The organism is Pseudogulbenkiania subflava DSM 22618, from assembly GCF_900177275.1.
In the GTDB taxonomy this organism is placed as follows: Bacteria; Pseudomonadota; Gammaproteobacteria; order Burkholderiales; family Chromobacteriaceae; genus Pseudogulbenkiania; species Pseudogulbenkiania subflava.
The window spans coordinates 51,759-71,211 of the sequence record NZ_FXAG01000020.1; the positions used below are offsets into that span (position 1 = coordinate 51,759).

Here is a 19,453-nt window from a genome sequence, read left to right on the forward strand (position 1 = left end):
TTTTCCTGATTTCGTTTGGGGTAACGCCAGCATGGGGCCGCGGCTCAGGCTGCCCGGCTGGTGACGGGAGCCGCTGTGCGCCTGGCAGGCTGGCGGAATACCAGTACGTTGCCGGCCAGTACCAGGATCAGCCCCGCCAAGGCGAGTGGCGTCCAGCGATAACCCTCCAGCCATACCGACACATTCAGCGCCACCACCGGGAACAGGACGGTGCAGTAGGCTGCGCGTTCCGGGCCGAGCCGGCCGACCAGCATCAGGTAGGCGGTGAAGCCGATCACCGAGCCGGGAATGGCGAGGTAGAGCAGGGCGCCCAGGTAGTGTGGCGAGGTGTCGAGGGTGAGCGGCAGGCCGGCGGCGAGGCTGCCCGCGAACAGGATGAGTGCGCCGGTCAGCATGGCCCAGGCGTTGGTCTGCAACGGCGTGTGGCCGAGCGCCTGCAGCCGTGCCGACAGCAGGTTGCCGGCGGAGAAGCACAGGGTGCCCAGGATCGATAGCCCCAACCCGAGCAGGGTGCCGCCGTCGGTGCTGTGGCCGGCCAGTTGCGGCCAGAACAGGGTGGCGATCCCGGCCAGCCCCAGTGCGCCTCCCGCCATCACCTGCGGGGCGATGCGACGCTTGAGGATCAGGCGTGCATTCAGTGCGTTCCACAGCGTGGCGGTGGAGAACACCACGGCCACCAAACCGCTCGGCAGATAGTGGCTGGCGTAGTAAAAGCACAGGAAATTGAAGCAGAACAGCGTCAGCCCCTGCGCAGCGATCAGGCTAAGGGCGGTGCCGCGCGGGCGACGCAGTTGGCCGCGCCAGGCAAGAATGGCGAACAGCGCCGCGGCGGCGAGGAAAAAGCGGTAGGCGATCGAGAGCGGAATCGGAACCGGCCCCAACTGCACCTTGATGGCAATCCAGGTGGTGCCCCAGATCAGCACGGTGGAGAGGTAAAGCAGGGCGTTCATGGCGATGGCTCCGGGGGAGGGACAATGGCGCTAGTTTCACCGAACCCGACGAAACGGGATTGCACATTCCTGCGCTTTTTTGGCGTCGAGCGATGCCGTGGCGGCCGTCAGGCCGTACACTAATGGCCTTGAGGACGCCCCATCATGCCCCGCGCCACCCTACCTGTTTACGACACACTGACCCAGACCCGCGCCGAGCTGGAGCGCAACAGCTCGCTCGGCGACGGCCTGTCGGTCGCGCTGTGGCAGCGCAACCAGCTGGAAGACACCGTCTACAGCCGTCCCGGCCACCATACCTTGTCGCTCTACCTCGAAGGCGGTTTCGACATTCGGCGCCGCGACCAGCCCGGCCTGCGTGGGGCGCCGGACAAACTGTGCATCCTGCCCGCCGAACATGAATCGGATTGGCGCGTCAGCGGCCAGATTCGCTTTCTGCACCTGTATTTTGCGCCCGATCGCTTCGACGCCTTGGCGCTGACCCTGCTCGACCGCGAGGCGCGCGACCAGCAGCTCTATGACCGCACCTACATGGACGATCCGTGGCTCGCCGCGGTGTGCCGTCAACTGGCCGGACTCGATTGGGACGATCCACATGGCCGGCTGGCCGGCAACGCGCTCGGCCATGAGGTGCTGGCCCACCTGATGCTGACGCAGACCGGCCGGCGCCGCTCGGTGACCGTGAAAGGGGGGCTCGCTCCGGCGCAGCGCCGCCGCGTGCAGGAGCTGATCGAAGCCCGGCTCGACAGCGTGTTGACGGTGGGCGAACTGGCGGCCGAGCTGGCGTTGTCGGAGTACCATTTTGCGCGCATGTTCCGCGCCTCGTTCGGCCAACCTCCGCATGCCTGGATCTTGCAGCGTCGCCTGGTACGCGCCCGGGAGGCGCTGGCGGGGGGCGATCAGGCGCTGGCCGATATCGCGGCCAGCTGCGGCTTTGCCAGTGCCAGCCACCTGGCCAACCGTTTCCGTGCCGCGCTCGGCGTGACGCCCGGCGAGTACCGGCGCTGGGCGGGGAGGTAGGCGCCCGCGCCGGCTCTACCGCTCGCCCGGTCTGTTGATCGTCCTGTCGCGCGCTTGGCGATACACACGCGGTGCCACCTCTGATCGCCCTGGCTCCATTGCATCGTGTCGGAGTCTCACCGTCGGCACGAGAAGAAAGATCGCCATGGCCGCGACACCCCTTGTCCGGCCCGTCTTTGTTGACCAGGAGAGAGACATGACCGCTTCCATGAAACGCGCGCTGATCGTCATCGATGTGCAAAACGAATACGTCACGGGCCACTTGAGGATTGAATACCCGGCGGTGGAGTTGTCGCTGAGCCATATCGGCCAGGCCATGGACGCCGCGCGTGCGGCGGGAATACCCATCGTGGTGGTGCAGAACAGCGCGCCGTCTGGTTCGCCGATCTTTGCCCACGGCTCCGAGGGCTGGGCGTTGCACCCGGTGGTGGCCGGCCGTCCTGCCGATCATTACGTGGAGAAAACCCTGCCCAGTGCCTTTGCCGGCACCGATCTGGAAAGCTGGCTGCGCGAGCAGGGCATCGACACGCTGACGGTGGTCGGTTACATGACCCACAACTGCGTCGATTCGACGGTGAAGCAGGCGCTGCACGCCGGGTTTGCCGTCGAGGTGCTGGACGACGCCACCGGCTCGGTTCCGTATTCCAATCGGGCCGGCCTCGTCAGTGCGGAGATGATTCATCGCACCTTCATGGTGGTGTTGCAGTCGCGTTTTGCCAATGTGATGGAGACGGCCACCTGGCTTGCTGCGCTGGCCGGGCAGCCGCTGCCGGAGCGCGAGTCGATCTACGCTTCCAACCAACATGCGCTGCAAATGAGAGCGCGCATGGCTTGATGTCGGGTATCGGGCGCTGCCAAGCGCAAATCCGCTGCCATGCCGGCGATGTGCCAGCATGGCAGCAGAAATCAGTCGACATGCGGCCGTAGCGCGCCGGGAATCCTTTGTTGCGTCATTCCTCCGCTATCCAGCCAGCGGTGCGTGCTCTCTGCCGCGCGCTCGATCAATTCATGAGCGCGCGAGAAATCGTAGGGCGATACCGACAGGGGACACAACGGCGGCACCGTGATCACCTCAACCTGGCCGGCAAGCTGCTCCAGATCACGAACGAGTTGATGGGCGATCAGCAAGTTAAGCGCATGCAGGGCGTTGGCAATGACCGTTGCGGGCGGCGCTGCGAGGGCGCAGGCAAAGCCGGTGGGGAGCACGACCAGCCGGCTGGCCCCCAGCTCGACTGCCGTCATGATGGGCGTGTTGCTGGCGATGGCGCCGTCAATCAGGTACGTTTCCCCGACTCGAACCGGCGCAAAGGCTGCCGGTATCGCACAACTGGCAAGGATCGCCTCGATGGCCGGACCGGAGGACAGCCGCACTGACGCACCGCTCAACAGCTCGGTGGCTGTAATGTGTATGGGAATGGCAGCGTTCTCCAGGTTCCGGTAGGGAAGGTGGCGCTCAACGAGATGACGTAACCCTCCCGAATCGACCAGAGACGGCGACTGGAAAAACAGGCCGACGAGGTGGCGCAAGGTCAGCGGAAATATTTCCTGCCGTTGCAGCCCGCACCAGATGCTTTCCAGACGAGCCACTCCCGCCGCTGTCGGATTCCCTGCGAAATAGGCGCCGTTCAGCGCTCCCACCGATGAGCCCACCACCAGTTCAGGCTGGATGCCGTTCCTCACCAGCTCCCGCAGCATCCCCACCTGGATGGCGCCGAAGCTGCCACCGCCTGCCAGCACGAAAGCGGTTTTTCCTGCGGTGTGGTCTGTCATTCTGGGTTCCCTCCGCAGCGATTTGGGGGAACCCCATCCCGAGCGACGGTGAGAGCGCCTGGGGTGGGGCGGGCATTCGGAATGCTTGTTAGCGGCTCTTAGTACCCGTAGAACTCTTCGGTGCGGATATCATCATCATCGACGCCGGCAAGATTCAATACCCGGTGCATGTCTTCGACCATCGCAGGCGGTCCGGCAAGGTAGCAGATCGGCGCCGGAAGCTCGCTGATGACTCGTTTCAACAGCGTCTCGTCAATCTTGCCCACCTCTCCCGCCCATGGCCGGGTGGATTGCTCCATCTGCGTCATCGTCGCCACCAGACGGAAGTGACGGTTCCGTTGTTCAAGTACTTGCAGTTCGGCGAGAAAGGCGGCGTCCTCCGGCCGGCGATTGGAATAGATCAATACCAAGCGCTGTGGTAACCCATCCTGTGCCGCTTGCCGCAAGATGCTCATGAACGGCGTAATGCCGATGCCCCCCGCAATAAAGACGGCCGGCCGCGCACGATTGTTGTGCAGGGTCAGCGATCCGAACGGCCCTTCGATCCGGATCGGGGCCCCGATTGCCAGCGACTTCAAGGCTCGCTTGAACGCACTGTCGCGCATGCGCGTGGTAATGCTCAGATGCTCTTCGAACGGCGCGCTGACGATAGAGAAGGCATGGCGGGCACTTTGTGGATCGGTGGCCGGTGGGTCGACGAGAACGACATCCATCGCCTGACCGGGCTTGAAACTGAAGCCGGGCGGTTTTTCAAAATGAAACGCCATGGTGCCCTCCACGATCATTTCGTGGCCTTCGATTCTTGTGTCGTAAGCACTCATTTTGTGGCTCCCATTGGTCAACTCGTCTTGCCGTTTGCCCGATAGACGTTGGTTTGCGGTTATTTCAGATTTGGCCACTAAAGCCTGTTTGTCAATCATTATATGATTTAATATTTTGATTGGATTCGTGCTTTCCCTGATTTGTGGAAACGAAGGCTGCGAGATCAGGGGAAACCTCTACTATCTCTTTCCGGAAATTGTCCAGCCAGCCGGTATGCAGCCCTGCCTACCCGGAGCGCCACGGGCTGTTCCCGGACGTCCGCAGCCTGGGGCAGGCGGATTTGTTGGACCTGCACCGGAAGCATTGGCCTTCCGATGCCATTGGCTGGCCTCCGATCACCTGGGACGATTGGTAAAGCGCTGCTGCACCTCCTCCCCCTGGTGCTGACGGCTGTCAGCCGTCTCGGGGGATGGGAGTATCTCCATGGACACCCCACGGCCGCAGCAACCAGACCTGTTCGCACCCATGCAACTCGGCCTCTTCCATGAAAAAAGCCCCCGGAGTCCCGAGGGCTTTACTCTTGACCATCCTACCGGCGCGACCGTAGCCAAGGAGCCAGATCGACCCGCCGACTTCACTGAAGCTCTAGCAGGTATTGCAGCGACGTGATCGGGTGAACCCCCTGCTGGCGCATGCGTTTCAATGCAAGTTGATGTGCGTCTTCGGTGATGTCCCCGCAGGCGTCGGCGATGACGTACACCAAAATACCTCGATCCAGCGCCGACAATGCCGAGTCGGCGATTGAAACGGAGGTGCGCAGGCCGGCCAAGACGATTATTGGCGTCTCGGATGCCGTCACCCACTGGAGAATCCATTCGTTCAGCTGAGGCTTCGTGTTCGAGGGGGCGCTCACCGCATTGTCGGGAAACCTTGGGGTTTGGACGTCGCGTTCCTTGTCCGGCTGGTCGGTTATCGCTGTCACGAGAATCGGCACCTGATAAGCCTTAGCTGCCTTGGTTACCATGAAAACATTGGTGCGGAGCGGGTCCGCATAGGCAGGTTGCGCAGCTACGCCGATTCGGGGCTGGTGGTCGATCAGGATGAGCGAGTGGTTCTCATGATCAAGCAAAGTTTGGTCTTTAGCGACAAGCATGTTCATCCCCCTGATGAAGTGCCGATCAAAAAGAGGGGCCTGCCTGGGGCAGAGTCAGGCAAGCCCATTCCACCTTTTACCAACAGATACAATTGAAACGTAGACACCGTGGCAAGCCACGGCAAAGAGAAATTTTTAATTGGCATTTCGGAGGACAAATGACTACGCCATCAACAAGTTAGGTGAACACGTGCTACGGCTGCGTCGTGGCCATTGATGGCGTCGGCGACTGGGGAGTCCGTCGAGCGGGCGGTGGCGGTGACCGGCTTCATCTTTTGCGCCCTCGGTTGCCTTGCTCGCTGCCTGACCCGGCTTGCCCTGTGAGCCGGTTTTGCCTGCGGAAGGCCTTCGCCCGAGTCCAGTCTTGACGGCCCGCCAGGGGCAAATGGGAGGGATCGATGGTAGAAAGCGCACGGTCACGGTGCTTTCATCAAATCCGACTAGAGTGGATACCTTTGTTCATCGTCAGGTGAGGGGTGACTGTGGCTTATGTCGATTTGTATTGCGAGCGGATCGCGCCGGGCTTGCTCGGCGAACCGATCAACATGCTGAGCAATCTGGCGTTTTTTGCCGCCGCCTGGTGGGTGTGGCGTCACGCTGCGATGGCGGGCGCGGGCGCCAGCCGGGCGCGGTGGCTGGCGGGGTTGCTGGCATTGATCGGCGCCGGCAGCTTCACTTTCCATGCTTTCGCCACCGGCTGGGCGGAGTGGCTCGACGTGCTGCCCATCCTGTTGTTCCAGCTGGTGTTCCTGTGGCGCTATTTCCGAGACATCGCCGGTTGGCGGCGCGTTGCGGCGGGGCTGTTCCTGGTGGGTTTCGCCGCCGCCGGGGTCGAGGCCGGGAATTATCCGCAATGGCTGAACGGGTCGCTGTCCTACCTGCCGGCGCTGCTGGTGTTGTTGGGCATTGCCGTCTGGCATGGCCGGACCGGTCGTGCGGGCTGGGGGTCGTTGGCGGCGGCCGGCGGCACTTTCGTGGTGTCGCTGTTTTTCCGCTCGATCGACAACGCCGTTTGCCCCGCTTTCGCCATCGGCACGCATTTCCTGTGGCACTTTCTCAATGCCGCGGTGCTAGCGCTGGCGGTGCGAGGGTGGATGCTGGGGGTGTCGGGTGCTGCGCTGTCCGGTCGCCTTGGCGGCGTCGCGGGACGCCGTATAGGCGAGCCGTCTTAGAACCCGTTCACGCTCGGTAGCGTGCAGCCCCAGTGATGAATTGGCACGCTGTGCACATGAACTCCGACCGGGGGTGCGCCGCAAGATCGGGAACAGGTTCTTAGTCGCTGGTGATCTGTCCGGCGGCGCGTGGCGCCATCAGCTTGAAGGTTCCCATCGCTTTGGCGACCAGTTCTCCCGTTGCGTTGCGGATTTCCCCTTCGCAGAACACCAGGGAGGAACCGGCGCGCAGCACCCGGCCTTCGCAGTCCAGCATGCCGTTGGCGGGCTCCAGGAAGCTGACGTTCAGGTCCACCGTGGCGACGCCGGTGGCGTGGGGGCGGGTGCCGCGTGCGGCGGCGGCCAGCGTGACGTCGAACAGCGTCATCAGCAGCCCGCCGTGGCCGTTGCCGGCGGCGTTCAACAGGGGTGGGGTCAATTCGACACGCGCCCGTGCGATGCCGGGTTCGCGTTCTACTGCGACGATGCCGCAATGCTCGATGAAGGGGCTGTAGATGCCGAAAAAATCGTTCATGGGCGGTTTCTTTCGCGCTGATCCGTGGGGGTAAAGGTTGGCCGAAGAGGTGTCGCCGTGGAGGCGGAGCGGGCGTCTCCCTGGCGATCCGCGCTTGGCGGACCGTCAGGGCTTGGCGCTGCCGGTCTTGAGCTGCTGGTAGTCGCCCAGAACGACGTCCGCCTGCTGCAGGATTGTGCACAGGGCCTCGGCGGTAGGGAAGCTGGCGAAGCTTAGTGCCGGGTCGAGCGCCAGCAGGGCGCGGCGGGCGCTGGTGCAGACGTCCACCGCCGCATTGAAATCGGCTGGTCCGAGCACCTTGCCGTTGCGAATCTTGCGGTAGTGCACCCGGCACATCTGCAGGTACTGGCGGGCGGTGTCGTGCGCATCCAGCACGCCGGCGTTCTCCAGCTCGGTGAATGCCGCCATCAGGGACTGGCAGGCCTTCTCGGCGCGCGCGAGGCGCTTCTCCGACGCCAGTCTGGCGTCGCGGCTGGGATTGGCCGTGGTGGATTTCTTGGGTTTGGCCGCCATGCGCAGGCTTTCCTGGTTGGGCAGGGCGCTGTCATCGAGAGCGCCCCGCGTGGATTCGAGGGGCGCATTTTAACGCGCATTGTCGTGCCAGGCACCTGCCGGCGCGGGGCTTTTCAGCGCGAAACGGCGCTGTCCGCCACGTTGTTCCAGCCGTTCTCGAATACCAGTTCCTGCAGCGGCTGGCGCCGCGCCCAGTTTTCCTGTTCCAGCATCGGCTTGGCGTAGAACTGATCGACGTGGCCGATGCAGAGGATGGCCACCGCCTTGGCTCCCTCGGGCAAGCCCAGCAGCTGGCCGAGTGCTATCGGGTCGAACAGCGACACCCAGCCGAGGCCGAGGCCTTCGGCGCGCGCCGCCAGCCACATATTCTGGATGGCGCAGGCGACCGAGGCCAGATCCATCTCCGGCAGCGTGCGCCGGCCGAACACGTGGCGTTCGCGCCCGTCCATCAGCGCTGCCACCAGTACCTCGCCGCAATCGAGAATGCCTTCCACCTTGAGCCGCATGAACTCGTCCTCGCGCTCGCCGAGCGCCGCTGCGGTGCGCACCCGTTCCGCCTCGACCAGCGCGTGCATGTCGCGGCGCAGTTGCGGGTTGCTGATGCGGATGAAGCGCCACGGCTGCATGAAGCCGACGCTGGGCGCGAGGTGCGCGGCCTGCAGCAGGCGGGCGAGCAGTTCGGGATCGACCGGGTCGGGGCGGAAGTGACGCATGTCGCGCCGTTCGCGGATGGCGCGGTAGACGGCGGCGATGTCGGTGTCGTTGTATCGATTCATGATATAGGGGGCCTTGAAAACCGTCGCGAGCGGGCCGAGTGCAAGGCGGACGGCGCGCAGCGACCGAGATAGTACAAGTAGTACAGCGAGGGAGTCTGTGGCTGAGCGAGTTGCACACCAACTCGCACGCCAACCGTGCAACGCAGCAATCGGCGCGCGCAGCAGGTTTTAGGGGGGGCCGGTGAACAGGCTGGCAGTGGCGATAGGGTTGGACGGGAAATAGGCGTGCAGATAGCTCGCCACGATGCTGCCGTGGCGGTAGACCGCTTCGCCTGGCGCCGTGCCGCTGGCTCGACGGGCATGGGTTAGCGGGGCAAGCGGGGTTTGCAGGCTGGTGTAATGGAAGGTGTGGCCGCGCAGCGTCTCGCCGTCGAGTTCTACCGCTTGCAGGCCGAGCCCGGCGAGGCGCCGGCCCAGCGTGGCGTGGCCTGGCAAGAGCCCGAGCAGGGCACCGGTTTTGCCGGCCTTGTCGGTGAGCGCGTCGAGCAGGTAGAGCATGCCGCCGCACTCGGCATAGAGCGGTTTGTCGGCGGCAACATGTTCTCGCAAGCCGATCGCGGTCCGAAGGTTGGCCGAAAGCGTGGCGAGGTGCAGCTCCGGGTAGCCACCTGGCAGGTAGACGGCGTCGGCCTCCGGCAGCGCATCGTCGGCGAGCGGCGAGAAGAACGCCAGCTCGGCGCCCAGCGCTTCGAGCAGTTCCAGATTGGCCGGGTAGACGAAGGAGAAGGCCTTGTCGCGGGCGATGGCGATCTTCACACCGGCCAATAGTGTCGGCAGTGGGGCGGCGATGGCGGGCTGGAAAGCGATGGCAGGCGGCAGTTGGGTCAGCCCGGTTCCGGCGATCTGTGCGGCAGCCTGCTGTAGCCGCGCTTCCAGGTCGTCGATTTCCTGCGCCTGCACCAGGCCCAGGTGGCGTTCCGGCAGGGTCATGGCGTCTTCGCGCAGCACGGTGCCGAGGCAGCTCAGCCCTGACGGCAAGGCTTGCAGCAGCATCTCGGCGTGGCGCGCGCTGGCGACGCGGTTGGCCAGCACGCCGTAGAACGGCAGGCCGGGGCGGAAGCTGGCGAGGCCGTGCGCCACGGCGGCGAAGGTCTGCGCCATGCCGGTGGCGTCGATTACCGCCAGCACCGGCACGCCGAAAGTCTGCGCCAGATCGGCGCTCGACGGCGTGCCGTCGAACAGGCCCATGCTGCCTTCGATCAGGATCAGGTCGGCATCCCCGGCTGCGTCGTACAGCCGCTGGCGGCAGTCGGCTTCGCCGGTCATCCACAGGTCGAGCGAGTAGACCGGGTTACCCGATGCCTGTTCGAGGATGTAGGGGTCGAGGAAGTCCGGCCCTGTCTTGAACACGCGCACAGTGCGGCCCTGGGCGCGGTGGTAGCGCGCGAGGCCGGAGGTGAGCGTGGTCTTGCCCTGGTGCGAGGCCGGTGCGGTGAGGAACAGCGCCGGGCAGGAGCGGGCTTTCGGCTTGTTGGGCATGGACTGATCCTAGAACTCGACGCCTTGCTGTGCCTTGATGCCCTGTTCGCGGTAGGGGTGTTTGACCAGCTTCATCTCGGTCACCAAGTCCGCCGCCTCGATCAGCGCTTCGGGTGCATGGCGGCCGGTGACGACCACGTGCAGATCGGGCGAGCGGGCGGCGAACACCGCCAGCACCTCGTCGAGCGGCAGATACTCGTATTTCAGCACCACGTTGAGCTCGTCGAGGATCACCATGTCGTACTCGCCGCTTTCGATCATGCTCCGAGCTTCGTCCCAGCCTTTACGCGCGGTGGCGATGTCGGCGTCGCGGTTCTGGGTGTTCCAGGTATAGCCCTCGCCCATGGTGAGGAAGTCGCAGTTGTCGAAGCTGCCCAGCAAGTCGCGCTCGGCGGTGTGTAGCGCGCCCTTGATGAACTGCACCACACCCAGGCGCATGCCGTGGCCGACCACGCGCAGGCCCATGCCGAAGGCGGCGCTACTCTTGCCCTTGCCGGTGCCGGTGTTGACGATCAGCAGCCCCTTTTCCTTGGTGGCGGCGGCCTTCTTCTTCTCGAAGCCGGCCTTGCGCCGCTCGGTCATGCGCTGGTGGGAAGTCGGGTCGGTTTTCATGATGGATTCCTTGCTAATTCAATCGTGTGCATTAGCGCCAAATGGTGCCGGTCAGCTCACATAACTGCTCGACGATACGCGGCCGGCTCGGGTGGTAGCCGATGAACACCAGTTGCGCCTGTTTCGCCGGCGCTGCTTCGGATTCGTGGCTGAGCTCGATGCGGCTGCGCACGCCTTGGATCAAGAGCCGGCCTGCTCCGTCACGCGGCGGGGCGAAGCCCTTGATGCGCAACAGCGGTTCGCTGCGGGCGATGGCGGCGACGGCGTCGCGCAAGGTGTCGGCGTCTTGCGCTTCCTTGCTGCGGATCATGAACGACTGCCAGCCTGGGTCCTGCTCGTGGAAGTGCTTGTGCGTCGTCAGCCCGTGGCTGTGGGCGCCGAGGCCGCTGTGGCTGTGTCCGTCGAGCAGGCCCTGGTTGGCGAGCGGGCGCATGGTGAGCCCCGGCATGGTCGCCACCGGGCCGTAGTGGCGGTGCGCGGTGTTGGCGGGTTCGTGCAGATGCAGACCTAGCGTCAGCCGCGTGTCGAGCTTGGCCTCGTAGGCGAGCTCGATGAAGCGGATCGACGGCGCCAGCGCGCGCACGCGGGTTTCCGCCGCCAGCAGCGCTTCGTCGTCCAACGCGTCGATCTTGTTGAGCACCACGATGTCGGCGTTGGCGAGCTGCATCTCGAATAGCTCGGCGACCGAGGCGTCGACGGCCTGTTCGGTGTTCGAAGGTTGGCCGAAGCCGCCGTCCAGCAGCAGCGGGGTGTCGACCACGGCCAGCGTGGCGTCGAGTACGAAATAGGGTGCCAGGGCCTCGCTTTGCAGCCGTTCCATCACCGCGCTGGGCAGAGCCAGTCCGGAGGTTTCGATCAACACGTGGTCAATCAGGCTACGGCGCTGCCACAGCGCCAGCATGGTGGGCAGGAAGTCCTCGTCGTCGTCGTAGGCCACCAGGCCGTGCGAGAGGTCATGGATCTCCACCTCGCTGCGTTCGCCGCCTTCGCCGCGCAATAGGGCGCCGTCGATCGACACCTCGCCGAATTCGTTGACCAGGATGGCGAGACGCCGCTGTTTGCTGTCACGAATCAGGTTGGACAGCAGCGTGGTCTTGCCGGCGCCGAGAAAGCCGGTGACGACGGTGACCGGGATGCGTGCTTGGCTCATGCCGGTTGCCCCTCTTGTTGAGCGGGCAGCGCGGCCAGCACGCCGGCAAAGTCGGATGCCATCGCCGGGTAGTCGAGCACGGGGCGGTCCACCACGATCAGCGGGATGCCCAGCGCCGCGGCGGCAGCAGCCTTGGTACCGTAGCCGCCGGCGTCGCCGGATTGCTTGGTCACCACGCAGTCGATGCCCCAGTCGCGCCACAGCGTTTCGTTGGCGGCCTGCGAGAACGGGCCTTGCATGGCGAGGAGGTGCGAGCGTGGAATGCCCAGGTCGATGGCGCGTTGCAAATGCTGCGGGTCCGGGGCGAGGCGCACGAACCACTGGCGCTGGTCGGCACCGTCGGCCTTGACGAAGGCGGCCAGGTCCTTGGAGCCGGTGGCGAGGAAGATACGCTGGCCGCGCTGCATCGCCAGACGCGCGGCGTCGGCCATGGTTGCCACGTGCTCGGCGGGATGATTGTCGGCGGCGCTGGGGCGCTCGTAGCGCAAATAGGGCAGCGCGAGTTCCTGTGCCAGCTCGATCAGCTGCTGCGACATGTCGCTGGCGTAGGGGTGGGTGGCGTCGACGATCACCCGTGCACCGCTGTCGCGCAACAGTTCGCGGCGGCGCTCGATGCCGAGGCGGCCGGAGACCGTGGTGAGGCCGGGGCAGTTCTGCTCCACTAGTTCGGCGCCGTAGTCGGTGGCACTCGACACGATGACTTCACGGCCCGTCGCGGCGATCTCGCGCGCCAGTGCGTTGCCGTCACTGGTGCCGGAGAATACCCACACTGCGCTGTTCGGCAGCACGTCGGCCTTGACGGTGTCGGGCGTGTCGTCCCAGTTGCCGTAGCCGCGCGGTGAGAAGATCCAGTTGCGCTTGCGCTTGGTGAAGCGGTTGCCGATCACGAGCGAGGTCAGCATGTTGAAGCGGCGCGTACGCAGTTCGGCCAGGGTGACGATCTCGACGGTCTGGCCCTCGCGGTAGGCGTTGTGCACGATGCCGCACAGCGTCTCGGGGCGCTTGTGCTCGAGCATGATGTCGAGGACACGGTACACGCCTTCCTGGCGCTGCTTGCTCTGCACGTTGTAGAACACCGCGGCAAGGTCGGCTTCGGCGATGTGGCGTGCGCGCTTCTCGATCCATTCCCACGGACACAGCAGGTCGGACAGGCTCAGCGTGGCGAAGTCGTGCGACAGCGGCGCACCCAAGAGCGACGCGCAGGCGTTGGCCGAGGTGATGCCGGGGATGAGCTGGACGTCGAAGGTGTCGGTTTCCAGCATGTCCTCGTAGGCGAGCGTGGCCATGGCGTAGATGCCGATGTCGCCGCTGGAGATCAGCGCCACGGTCTTGCCGGCGCGCGCCTGTTCCAGCGCCAACTGGGCGCGGTCGCGCTCCTGGGTCAAGGGCAGGGTGCGGATGTCCTTACCGGAAATCCACGGCTGAATCCAGGTGAGGTACAGGTCGTAGGAGACGATCACATCGCTCGCGGCGAGGGCGTCCTTCACCATCGGCGGGATCAGTTCGGCGGTGCCGGGGCCGACGGAGACCAAGTAGAGTTTGCCGGTCATAAATGCTTTCAGTTTCTTTTTTCAACCATGACGGGTGAGCGCCATGCTTCGTGATGCTGTAGGGCGGAAGCCCCTTTCAGGGGCGTTCCGCCAGCTTGTCTTGTTGTCATCGGCGGATCACCCCCTTTGGGGGCATCCGCCCTACGTGGCCCCGACTACCCGGCAGTCTTCGACCACGGCGACGGTGACGCCATCGAACGCGGTCTTGGGCACGATCAGTCGGCCGCGCGGGCTGGCGATCAGCGCGCAGGGTTCGCACACGCCGGCAACGCCGACGTTCTGCTGCACCCAGTCGGAGGGCTGACCCACCCAGGCGCGTGCGGCGACGTCGGATTGGGCGATCACGCGCAGCGGCAGGCCGTGGCGGGCACAGAATGCCAGCAGGCCTTCTTCGTCGGCCTTGAGGTCGATGGTCGCGACCTCGCGCACTTCGGCCAAGGTGCGAGCACCCAGCGCGGCCAACACCGCCCGTTCGATCTCGTCCGCCGACTTGCCGCGCCGGCAGCCGATGCCGAGTGTGAGCGGTTTCAGCGCCTCGGTGGCGGTGGTGACGGCGGGAATCGCACCCGTCAGCCGCGCCACCTCGTAGGCGAGCGCGTTGGCGCCGCCCTCGTGGCCGGAGAGGAGCGGGATGGCGAAGCGCGCCGCCTCGTCCAGCACCACCAGCGCCGGGTCGGTGTACTTGCTCGCGGGCAGGCCGTCGAGATAGCGCACCGCGATGCCGGAGGCCATCACCGCCACCCAGCGCCGGTGCTGGTGGAACACGCGGCGGAACTGTTCGCGCGGGCTGTCGTCTGGGGTGAGCCAGGGCTGGTACAGCGTGGCGCCGAGCGCGTCGGCCAACCTTTGGCCCAGCGGCAAGGCATCACCACGCACCAGCCAGATGGCAGTCTCGCTCACACCGCGTCCTTCGCCGCCTTGCGCTTGCTCGGGCGCGGGGTCTTGCGGTCGGTGCCGTCGCGGAAGATGTGGGTGAAGCCGGCCGCGTACAGGCTCGATTCCACTCCGCCCTCCTGCGACAGCGCGCGGCCGACCAGCAGCAGCGTGGTCAGCAGCCAGTCCTTCTGCTTGACCTCGGACATCAGCTTGGCGAGCGTGCTGCGGTGGATGGCCTGATCCGGCCAGCTGGCGCGCCGCACCAGCGCCACCGGGGTGTCGGCCGGGTAGTGCAGCAAGAGGTCGGCGATGGTCTGCTTCAGGCGCTGGCCGGAGAGGAAGATGCACATGGTCGCCTGGTGTTCGGCGAAGCGGGCGATCGATTCCAGCTCCGGCACCGCCGAGGCGCGACCCGAGACGCGGGTCAGGATGATCGATTGCGACACCGTCGGGCGCGTCAGTTCGCTGCCCAGCGCCGCGGCGGCGGCGGTGAACGAGGACACGCCGGGCACGATCTCGTAGCCGATGCCGAGCGCTTCCAGCCGGCGCATCTGCTCGGCGGTGGCGCCGTAGATCGCCGGGTCGCCGGAGTGCAGCCGCACCACGTCCTTGTCCTCAGCCTGGGCGCGGCGGTACAGCGCTTCCTGCTCGTCGAGCGAGAGTTCGGCGGTGTCGAAGATTTCGGCGTCAGGCCGGCAGTGTTGCAGCATTTCGGCCGGCACCAGCGAGCCGGCGTACAGCACCATGGGCACGTCGCCCAGCAGGCGGCTGCCGCGCAGTGTGATCAGGTCGGCGGCGCCGGGGCCGGCGCCGATGAAATAGACTTTCATGGGTGGCGTTTCTCGCGGGCGTTTTTGCGGATCAGCATGGTGGCGAGGTAGCCACTCGCCGCTGCGGTGAGGGTAGAGACGTCGTCGCACAGCACTTCGCCGGGCAGGCCGATACGGCGTGCGAAGGCGCAGTGGCGGGCGATGTCCATGTCGGAGAGCAGGCCAAGCACGTCCGGCAGGCGCGCACCGATCTTCATCAGCACCACGATGTCGTGGCTCTCGATGTCGGCGCGCAGTTCGGCCATGTCGTCCGGGCAGGGCAGAATCAAAATCCGTTCCTTGCCTTCGCCCAGCGGCCAGGACAGCGCCGAGGCGGTGGCGGCGAAGCTGGTGACGCCGGGGAAGGTGGTGTGGGGCAGCTCCGGCAGCTTGTCACGCAAGGCCGCCAGCAAATAGCCGTAGGTCGAGTAGGTCATCGAGTCGCCAATGGTGAGGTAGGCGACGTGGCGCCCAGCCGACAGCTCGGTGGCGACCGCTTCGGCCAACTCGCCGTAGTGGCTGGACAGCACGCTGCGGTCCGGGTCCATCTGGAACTCGATTTCGCGGAATTTTTCGTCTGGGATGCTGAGGCCTGCCAGGCACTGGCGGGCTACAGAAATTTCACTACCGCGTGCGCGCGGCAGGTAGATCAGGTCGGCCTGTTTGAGGGCGTCCAGCGCCGCCACCGGGATCAGCCCGGCCGGGCCGGGGCCGACGCCGACGCCGGTGAAGTGTCCGAGCGTGCTCATGCCGCTTCTCCCGATGCGTCACCGGCGGCTTCACCGAGTGGCGTGCCGTCCATGCTGAACAGGCGCACCGCGACGCGGTCGACGCTGGGCACTTTGGGCGCCATCAGCGCGGCGACACGCCGCTCGATTTCCATCCAGTAAGCGCGCGCGCCGGCTTCGTTACGCACGATTTGCACTACATTTTCCACGGTATTGGCTTTCTCGATTTGTTCCACGAGTTCGGCGGCGAAGCCGAGCTCGGCGGCCACGGCGGCGACGGAGCCCATCGCCATGCCGCTCTTGCTCGAATGGGTGTCCCACACTCCGTCGAGCAGCTTGGCGATCTTGCCGGGGTGGCCCAGCACCCATAGCGTGCCAAGCCGGGCCTGTTGTTCTTCCAGCGTTTGCTGGGCGTAGTCGAGCGAGACGCCGACGAAGTTGGCGATCTGCACCACTTCCTTCTTTTCCAGCCCCAGCGTGTCGGCGGCGTAGCCGCGCCCGATTTTGCCGGGGGTGAAGGCGATGGCGTCGGGGCAGTGCCCCAGCGCCACGCGGATGTAGACCTCGATCGAGGCCATCCACGCCGCGAGCGACATCGGCTCGACGATGCCGCTGGTGCCGAGAATGGAGATGCCGCCGACGATGCCGAGCATCGGGTTGAAGGTGCGCTTGGCGATCTTGTCGCCGTCGACGCAGCCGATGGCCAGATCGAAGCCGGGGTCGGGCTCGCCCGCCAGCACCTCGTCCACCGCCCAGCGCATCATCTGGCGCGGTACCGGGTTGATCGCCGGCTCGCCGGGCGGGATGCGCAACCCCGGCTGGGTGACGGTGCCGACGCCGGTGGCGGCGATGAAGCGTATCGCCCCCGTGCCGTTTGCCGACACCTCGGCGAAGATGGTCGCGCCGTCGGTATTGTCCGGGTCGTCGCCGCCGTACTTCAGCACCTCGGCGCGGACCGCGCCGCTGTCCAGCCGCTCCACCTTTTCCACCGGCACCACCAGGTAGTAGTCCGGGTCCGGCAGGCTGACCTCGACCTCGCGCACCGCCTCGCCGCGCAACAGCAGCGTCAGCGCCGCCTTGACCGCTGCCGTGGCGCAGCTGCCGGTGGTGCGGCCACGGCGCAGGCCGTTGGGCGCCGGCGTGGCGAGGTCGTAGGGGCGGCGGGCCGATTCGCTCATCGCTGTGCTGCTTGTTCCTGGTTCTGGCGCCCGACGTGCTCGATGGCCGAGATCATCAGCGCGTTGACCACGGTGGCCGCCCACGGCGAGCCGCCGCGCGTGCCGCGGTTGGTGATGCGCGGCACCTGCAGCAGGCGGGCCAGTTCTTCCTTGCACTCGCGCGTGCCGACGAAGCCGACCGGCAGGCCGACCACCAGTTGCGGGCGCCAGCCGTGCTCGCGCACCAGCCGCACCACTTCCATGATCGCGGTCGGCGCATCGCCGATGGCGACGATCACGTCGTTGCCGAACTTCTGCCAGGCGCGTCGGATGCCGGCGGCGGAGCGGGTGATGCCGTGCGTCTTGGCGAGCAGATGCGTTTCCTCGTCGTGCACGCCGCACCAGGTCTCGACGCCCAATTGATCTAGCACCGCGCGCTTGAGGCCGGTCTGTACCATGGTGACGTCGGTTACCACGCGGCGGCAGCGCAAGAGCGCGCGCAGGCCGATATCGGTGGCGCCGGGCGAGAAATACATGTCGTCGACGCTGCTGAAATCGCCGGAGGTGTGCACCAGACGTTGCAGCACGGTGTGCAGCTCGGCCGGGATGGTCGACCAGTCGTAGCCGTCCTGGATGATGCGCATGCTCTCGGCTTCGATCGGGTGCGGCACGTAGGGCGGCCAGTTGTCGAGCGGCGCCGGTGCGGCGTCGGTACGGCCAAGCAGCCCGCGCACCAGGCCGTGGTGGCCCTGCTGCGGCGTGCCGACCTGTTCCTCGAAGCCGACGATCTGCACCCGGTACTTGCACAGCGCGCAGTTCATCGTGGCGCGGCCCTCGACGCCTTCCTGGGCGCGCTCGAGGAACACGTCGGCAACGTGCGGGTGCACGCCGAGGTAATCGGTTTTGAGTACTTCCAGTTCCGGATGGCGCGCGGCCAGGTCGTCGACGGCGCTGTAGATGCGCTTGACCAGCACGCCGTCAAACAGGAAGTAGGGTAGTACCACGATGCGCTTGTGGCCGAGCAGGGCGGCGGCGCGCAGGCCATCGGCCACCAGCGGCTTGGCGGTGCCGGAATAGCAGACGAACGAGGTGCCGAAGCCCATGCCTTCTTCCAGCATGCGTGTCAGCTTGGAAATCTCGGAGTTGGCGTCCGGGTCTGTGGTGCCGCGCCCCACCACTACCAGGCAGGTGTCGGCGCGCGACACGGTCTGACCGGATCGGCCTTCGGCCTCGATGATGCGCTGGCGGCACAGCTCCAACAGCTTCGGGTGCAGGTCCATCGCCGCGCCGAAGTGGAATTCAGTGTCAGGATGCGCGCGCTGCAAGGCCAACAGCTCGCTCGGCATGTCATTCTTGGCGTGGGTGGCGGCGAGCAGCACGCCCGGCACCATCACCACCTTCTTCGCGCCATCGGCGATCACGGTGTCGACCGCCTCGTCGATGGTCGGCGTGGCGAATTCTAGGAAACCGTGCGCGACGGTACGGCCGCCGGCACGCTCGCGCAGCAGCTCGACCAGCGCCATGAATTCGTTGATACCGTCCGGGTCGCGGCTGCCGTGGCCGGCCAGCACGATGGCGTAATCGTTGGTACTCATTTGTGGGTCGGCTCGATCTGGCTGTCCATGGGGGCGAGGGTGCGGATCAGCATGATGCTCATGTCGGAGAAGCGCTGGTCGGCGCATTCGGCCAGGGTGCCGTGCCATTCGGCGTCGCCACGGGTCAGGTTCTCCCACACTTCCACCGGGTGCTCGGGCGGGATGCCGTTTTCCAGCAGGTAGGCGGCGATGTGCCAGGGCATGAAGGAGCGCGCCTCGTCCCAGGGGCAGGGGATGACGATGGCGTTGCGCTGGTCTTCGAGCGCGTGCACCAGATGGCGCTTGAACGGGGTCAGGTCGCCGCGGCGGTGGAAGGTGATGAAGCTGGTCTCGTCGAAGCACACCTTGGCACGCGAGGCCAGGATCTGCGCCGACGAGATGCCGGGGATGGTTTCCACCGGGTGGCCGCAGGCGCGCTCGACGCGTTCCAGGTACTGGAAGCCGCTGAAGTGGATGTCACCCATGAACACCACCACGCATTTCTTGCCGGCGTGATGGCGCTCGGCAACGATGTCGAGCTGGGCGACCTGGTCGCGGTAGCCCATCTGGATCACTTCGGCGGTGTCCGGGATCAGCGGGCGCACCACGTCGACCACGGCGTTGAAGCCGGCGACCACGTCGGCCTCGCGGATCAGTTGCGCGGAGCGTTGCGGCAGGTAGCCGATGTCGCCGGGTCCGGCGCCGATGCAGATAATCATGCAGTTTTCCTCTGTATTGCGTAGGGCGGATGCCCCTTTGGGGCGATCCGCCAGCAGGCGTTACATTAATCTTGTGTAGGGAGGATGCCCGTCAGGGCGATCCGCCGGAATGTCCATAGTGTTGCCAGCTTGGCGTAGCGTCGGTGCTGGCGGATCGCCCTTATTCCTTCGC

At 65.8% G+C, this 19,453-nt stretch carries 20 protein-coding genes; 3 read left to right on the forward strand and 17 right to left on the reverse strand.

What is annotated here, in order from left to right:
• Nucleotides 1-44 precede the first annotated feature (44 nt).
• Nucleotides 45-950 (reverse strand): DMT family transporter, encoded by a 906-nt coding sequence (locus tag B9N72_RS16130; RefSeq protein WP_085277320.1) that lies wholly within the window; start codon nt 948-950, stop codon nt 45-47.
• Between the two features lie 144 nt (nt 951-1,094).
• Between B9N72_RS16130 and B9N72_RS16135 the strand changes: the two genes are divergently transcribed.
• A complete protein-coding gene (locus tag B9N72_RS16135) occupies nt 1,095-1,967 on the forward strand; it encodes an AraC family transcriptional regulator (protein ID WP_085277321.1) in 873 nt (290 codons plus the stop codon).
• 196 nt (nt 1,968-2,163) lie between these two features.
• Nucleotides 2,164-2,802 carry a cysteine hydrolase family protein gene (locus B9N72_RS16140; protein ID WP_085277322.1) on the forward strand — a complete coding sequence of 213 codons (639 nt, stop codon included), beginning with the start codon at nt 2,164-2,166 and terminating at the stop codon, nt 2,800-2,802.
• Between the two features lie 71 nt (nt 2,803-2,873).
• Here the strand turns inward: B9N72_RS16140 and B9N72_RS16145 are convergent, their stop codons facing one another.
• From B9N72_RS16145 to B9N72_RS16160, 3 genes are all read right to left on the reverse strand, one after another.
• Nucleotides 2,874-3,737, reverse strand: coding sequence for a patatin-like phospholipase family protein (locus B9N72_RS16145; protein WP_085277323.1), 864 nt, complete (start codon nt 3,735-3,737; stop codon nt 2,874-2,876).
• A 98-nt stretch (nt 3,738-3,835) separates the two neighbouring features.
• Nucleotides 3,836-4,558 carry a ferredoxin--NADP reductase gene (locus tag B9N72_RS16150; RefSeq protein ID WP_085277351.1) on the reverse strand — a complete coding sequence of 241 codons (723 nt, stop codon included), beginning with the start codon at nt 4,556-4,558 and terminating at the stop codon, nt 3,836-3,838.
• A gap of 575 nt (nt 4,559-5,133) precedes the next feature.
• The gene (locus B9N72_RS16160) at nt 5,134-5,652 is read right to left on the reverse strand and encodes an isochorismatase family protein (protein ID WP_159453049.1); all 519 of its coding nucleotides are present in this window, start codon (nt 5,650-5,652) and stop codon (nt 5,134-5,136) included.
• A gap of 482 nt (nt 5,653-6,134) precedes the next feature.
• On the opposite strand from B9N72_RS16160, the gene B9N72_RS16165 reads away from it, so the two are divergent.
• Nucleotides 6,135-6,824 carry a ceramidase domain-containing protein gene (locus B9N72_RS16165; protein WP_085277325.1) on the forward strand — a complete coding sequence of 230 codons (690 nt, stop codon included), beginning with the start codon at nt 6,135-6,137 and terminating at the stop codon, nt 6,822-6,824.
• Between the two features lie 100 nt (nt 6,825-6,924).
• Here the strand turns inward: B9N72_RS16165 and B9N72_RS16170 are convergent, their stop codons facing one another.
• From B9N72_RS16170 to B9N72_RS16230, 13 genes are all read right to left on the reverse strand, one after another.
• Nucleotides 6,925-7,338: a PaaI family thioesterase gene (locus tag B9N72_RS16170; protein ID WP_085277326.1), complete on the reverse strand. Its 414-nt coding sequence runs from the start codon at nt 7,336-7,338 to the stop codon at nt 6,925-6,927.
• Nucleotides 7,339-7,443: 105 nt separating this feature from the next.
• The gene (locus B9N72_RS16175; protein ID WP_085277327.1) at nt 7,444-7,851 is read right to left on the reverse strand and encodes a hypothetical protein; all 408 of its coding nucleotides are present in this window, start codon (nt 7,849-7,851) and stop codon (nt 7,444-7,446) included.
• A 113-nt stretch (nt 7,852-7,964) separates the two neighbouring features.
• A complete protein-coding gene (gene bluB / locus B9N72_RS16180; protein ID WP_085277328.1) occupies nt 7,965-8,627 on the reverse strand; it encodes a 5,6-dimethylbenzimidazole synthase in 663 nt (220 codons plus the stop codon).
• Nucleotides 8,628-8,795: 168 nt separating this feature from the next.
• Entirely contained in the window at nt 8,796-10,106 is a 1,311-nt protein-coding gene (locus tag B9N72_RS16185; RefSeq protein WP_085277329.1) for a cobyrinic acid a,c-diamide synthase CobB, read from the reverse strand.
• A gap of 9 nt (nt 10,107-10,115) precedes the next feature.
• Nucleotides 10,116-10,718, reverse strand: coding sequence for a cob(I)yrinic acid a,c-diamide adenosyltransferase (gene cobO / locus B9N72_RS16190; protein ID WP_085277330.1), 603 nt, complete (start codon nt 10,716-10,718; stop codon nt 10,116-10,118).
• Between the two features lie 31 nt (nt 10,719-10,749).
• A complete protein-coding gene (locus B9N72_RS16195; RefSeq protein WP_085277331.1) occupies nt 10,750-11,868 on the reverse strand; it encodes a CobW family GTP-binding protein in 1,119 nt (372 codons plus the stop codon).
• Nucleotides 11,865-13,418 (reverse strand): precorrin-3B C(17)-methyltransferase, encoded by a 1,554-nt coding sequence (cobJ, locus tag B9N72_RS16200; protein ID WP_085277332.1) that lies wholly within the window; start codon nt 13,416-13,418, stop codon nt 11,865-11,867. Before cobJ ends, B9N72_RS16195 begins: the two co-directional genes overlap by 4 nt.
• A gap of 141 nt (nt 13,419-13,559) precedes the next feature.
• Nucleotides 13,560-14,318 carry a cobalamin biosynthesis protein gene (locus B9N72_RS16205; RefSeq protein ID WP_085277333.1) on the reverse strand — a complete coding sequence of 253 codons (759 nt, stop codon included), beginning with the start codon at nt 14,316-14,318 and terminating at the stop codon, nt 13,560-13,562.
• Entirely contained in the window at nt 14,315-15,124 is an 810-nt protein-coding gene (cobM, locus tag B9N72_RS16210) for a precorrin-4 C(11)-methyltransferase (RefSeq protein WP_085277334.1), read from the reverse strand. The genes B9N72_RS16205 and cobM overlap by 4 nt, the downstream gene beginning before the upstream one ends.
• Nucleotides 15,121-15,852 (reverse strand): precorrin-2 C(20)-methyltransferase, encoded by a 732-nt coding sequence (gene cobI, locus B9N72_RS16215; protein ID WP_085277335.1) that lies wholly within the window; start codon nt 15,850-15,852, stop codon nt 15,121-15,123. The genes cobM and cobI overlap by 4 nt, the downstream gene beginning before the upstream one ends.
• A complete protein-coding gene (cbiD, locus tag B9N72_RS16220) occupies nt 15,849-17,009 on the reverse strand; it encodes a cobalt-precorrin-5B (C(1))-methyltransferase CbiD (protein WP_085277336.1) in 1,161 nt (386 codons plus the stop codon). The genes cobI and cbiD overlap by 4 nt, the downstream gene beginning before the upstream one ends.
• The gene (locus B9N72_RS16225) at nt 17,006-18,583 is read right to left on the reverse strand and encodes a precorrin-8X methylmutase (RefSeq protein ID WP_085277337.1); all 1,578 of its coding nucleotides are present in this window, start codon (nt 18,581-18,583) and stop codon (nt 17,006-17,008) included. The genes cbiD and B9N72_RS16225 overlap by 4 nt, the downstream gene beginning before the upstream one ends.
• On the reverse strand, nt 18,580-19,338 hold the full coding sequence (locus B9N72_RS16230) for a cobalt-precorrin-7 (C(5))-methyltransferase (RefSeq protein WP_327078307.1): 759 nt from the start codon (nt 19,336-19,338) through the stop codon (nt 18,580-18,582). The genes B9N72_RS16225 and B9N72_RS16230 overlap by 4 nt, the downstream gene beginning before the upstream one ends.
• Between the last annotated feature and the right edge of the window lie 115 nt (nt 19,339-19,453).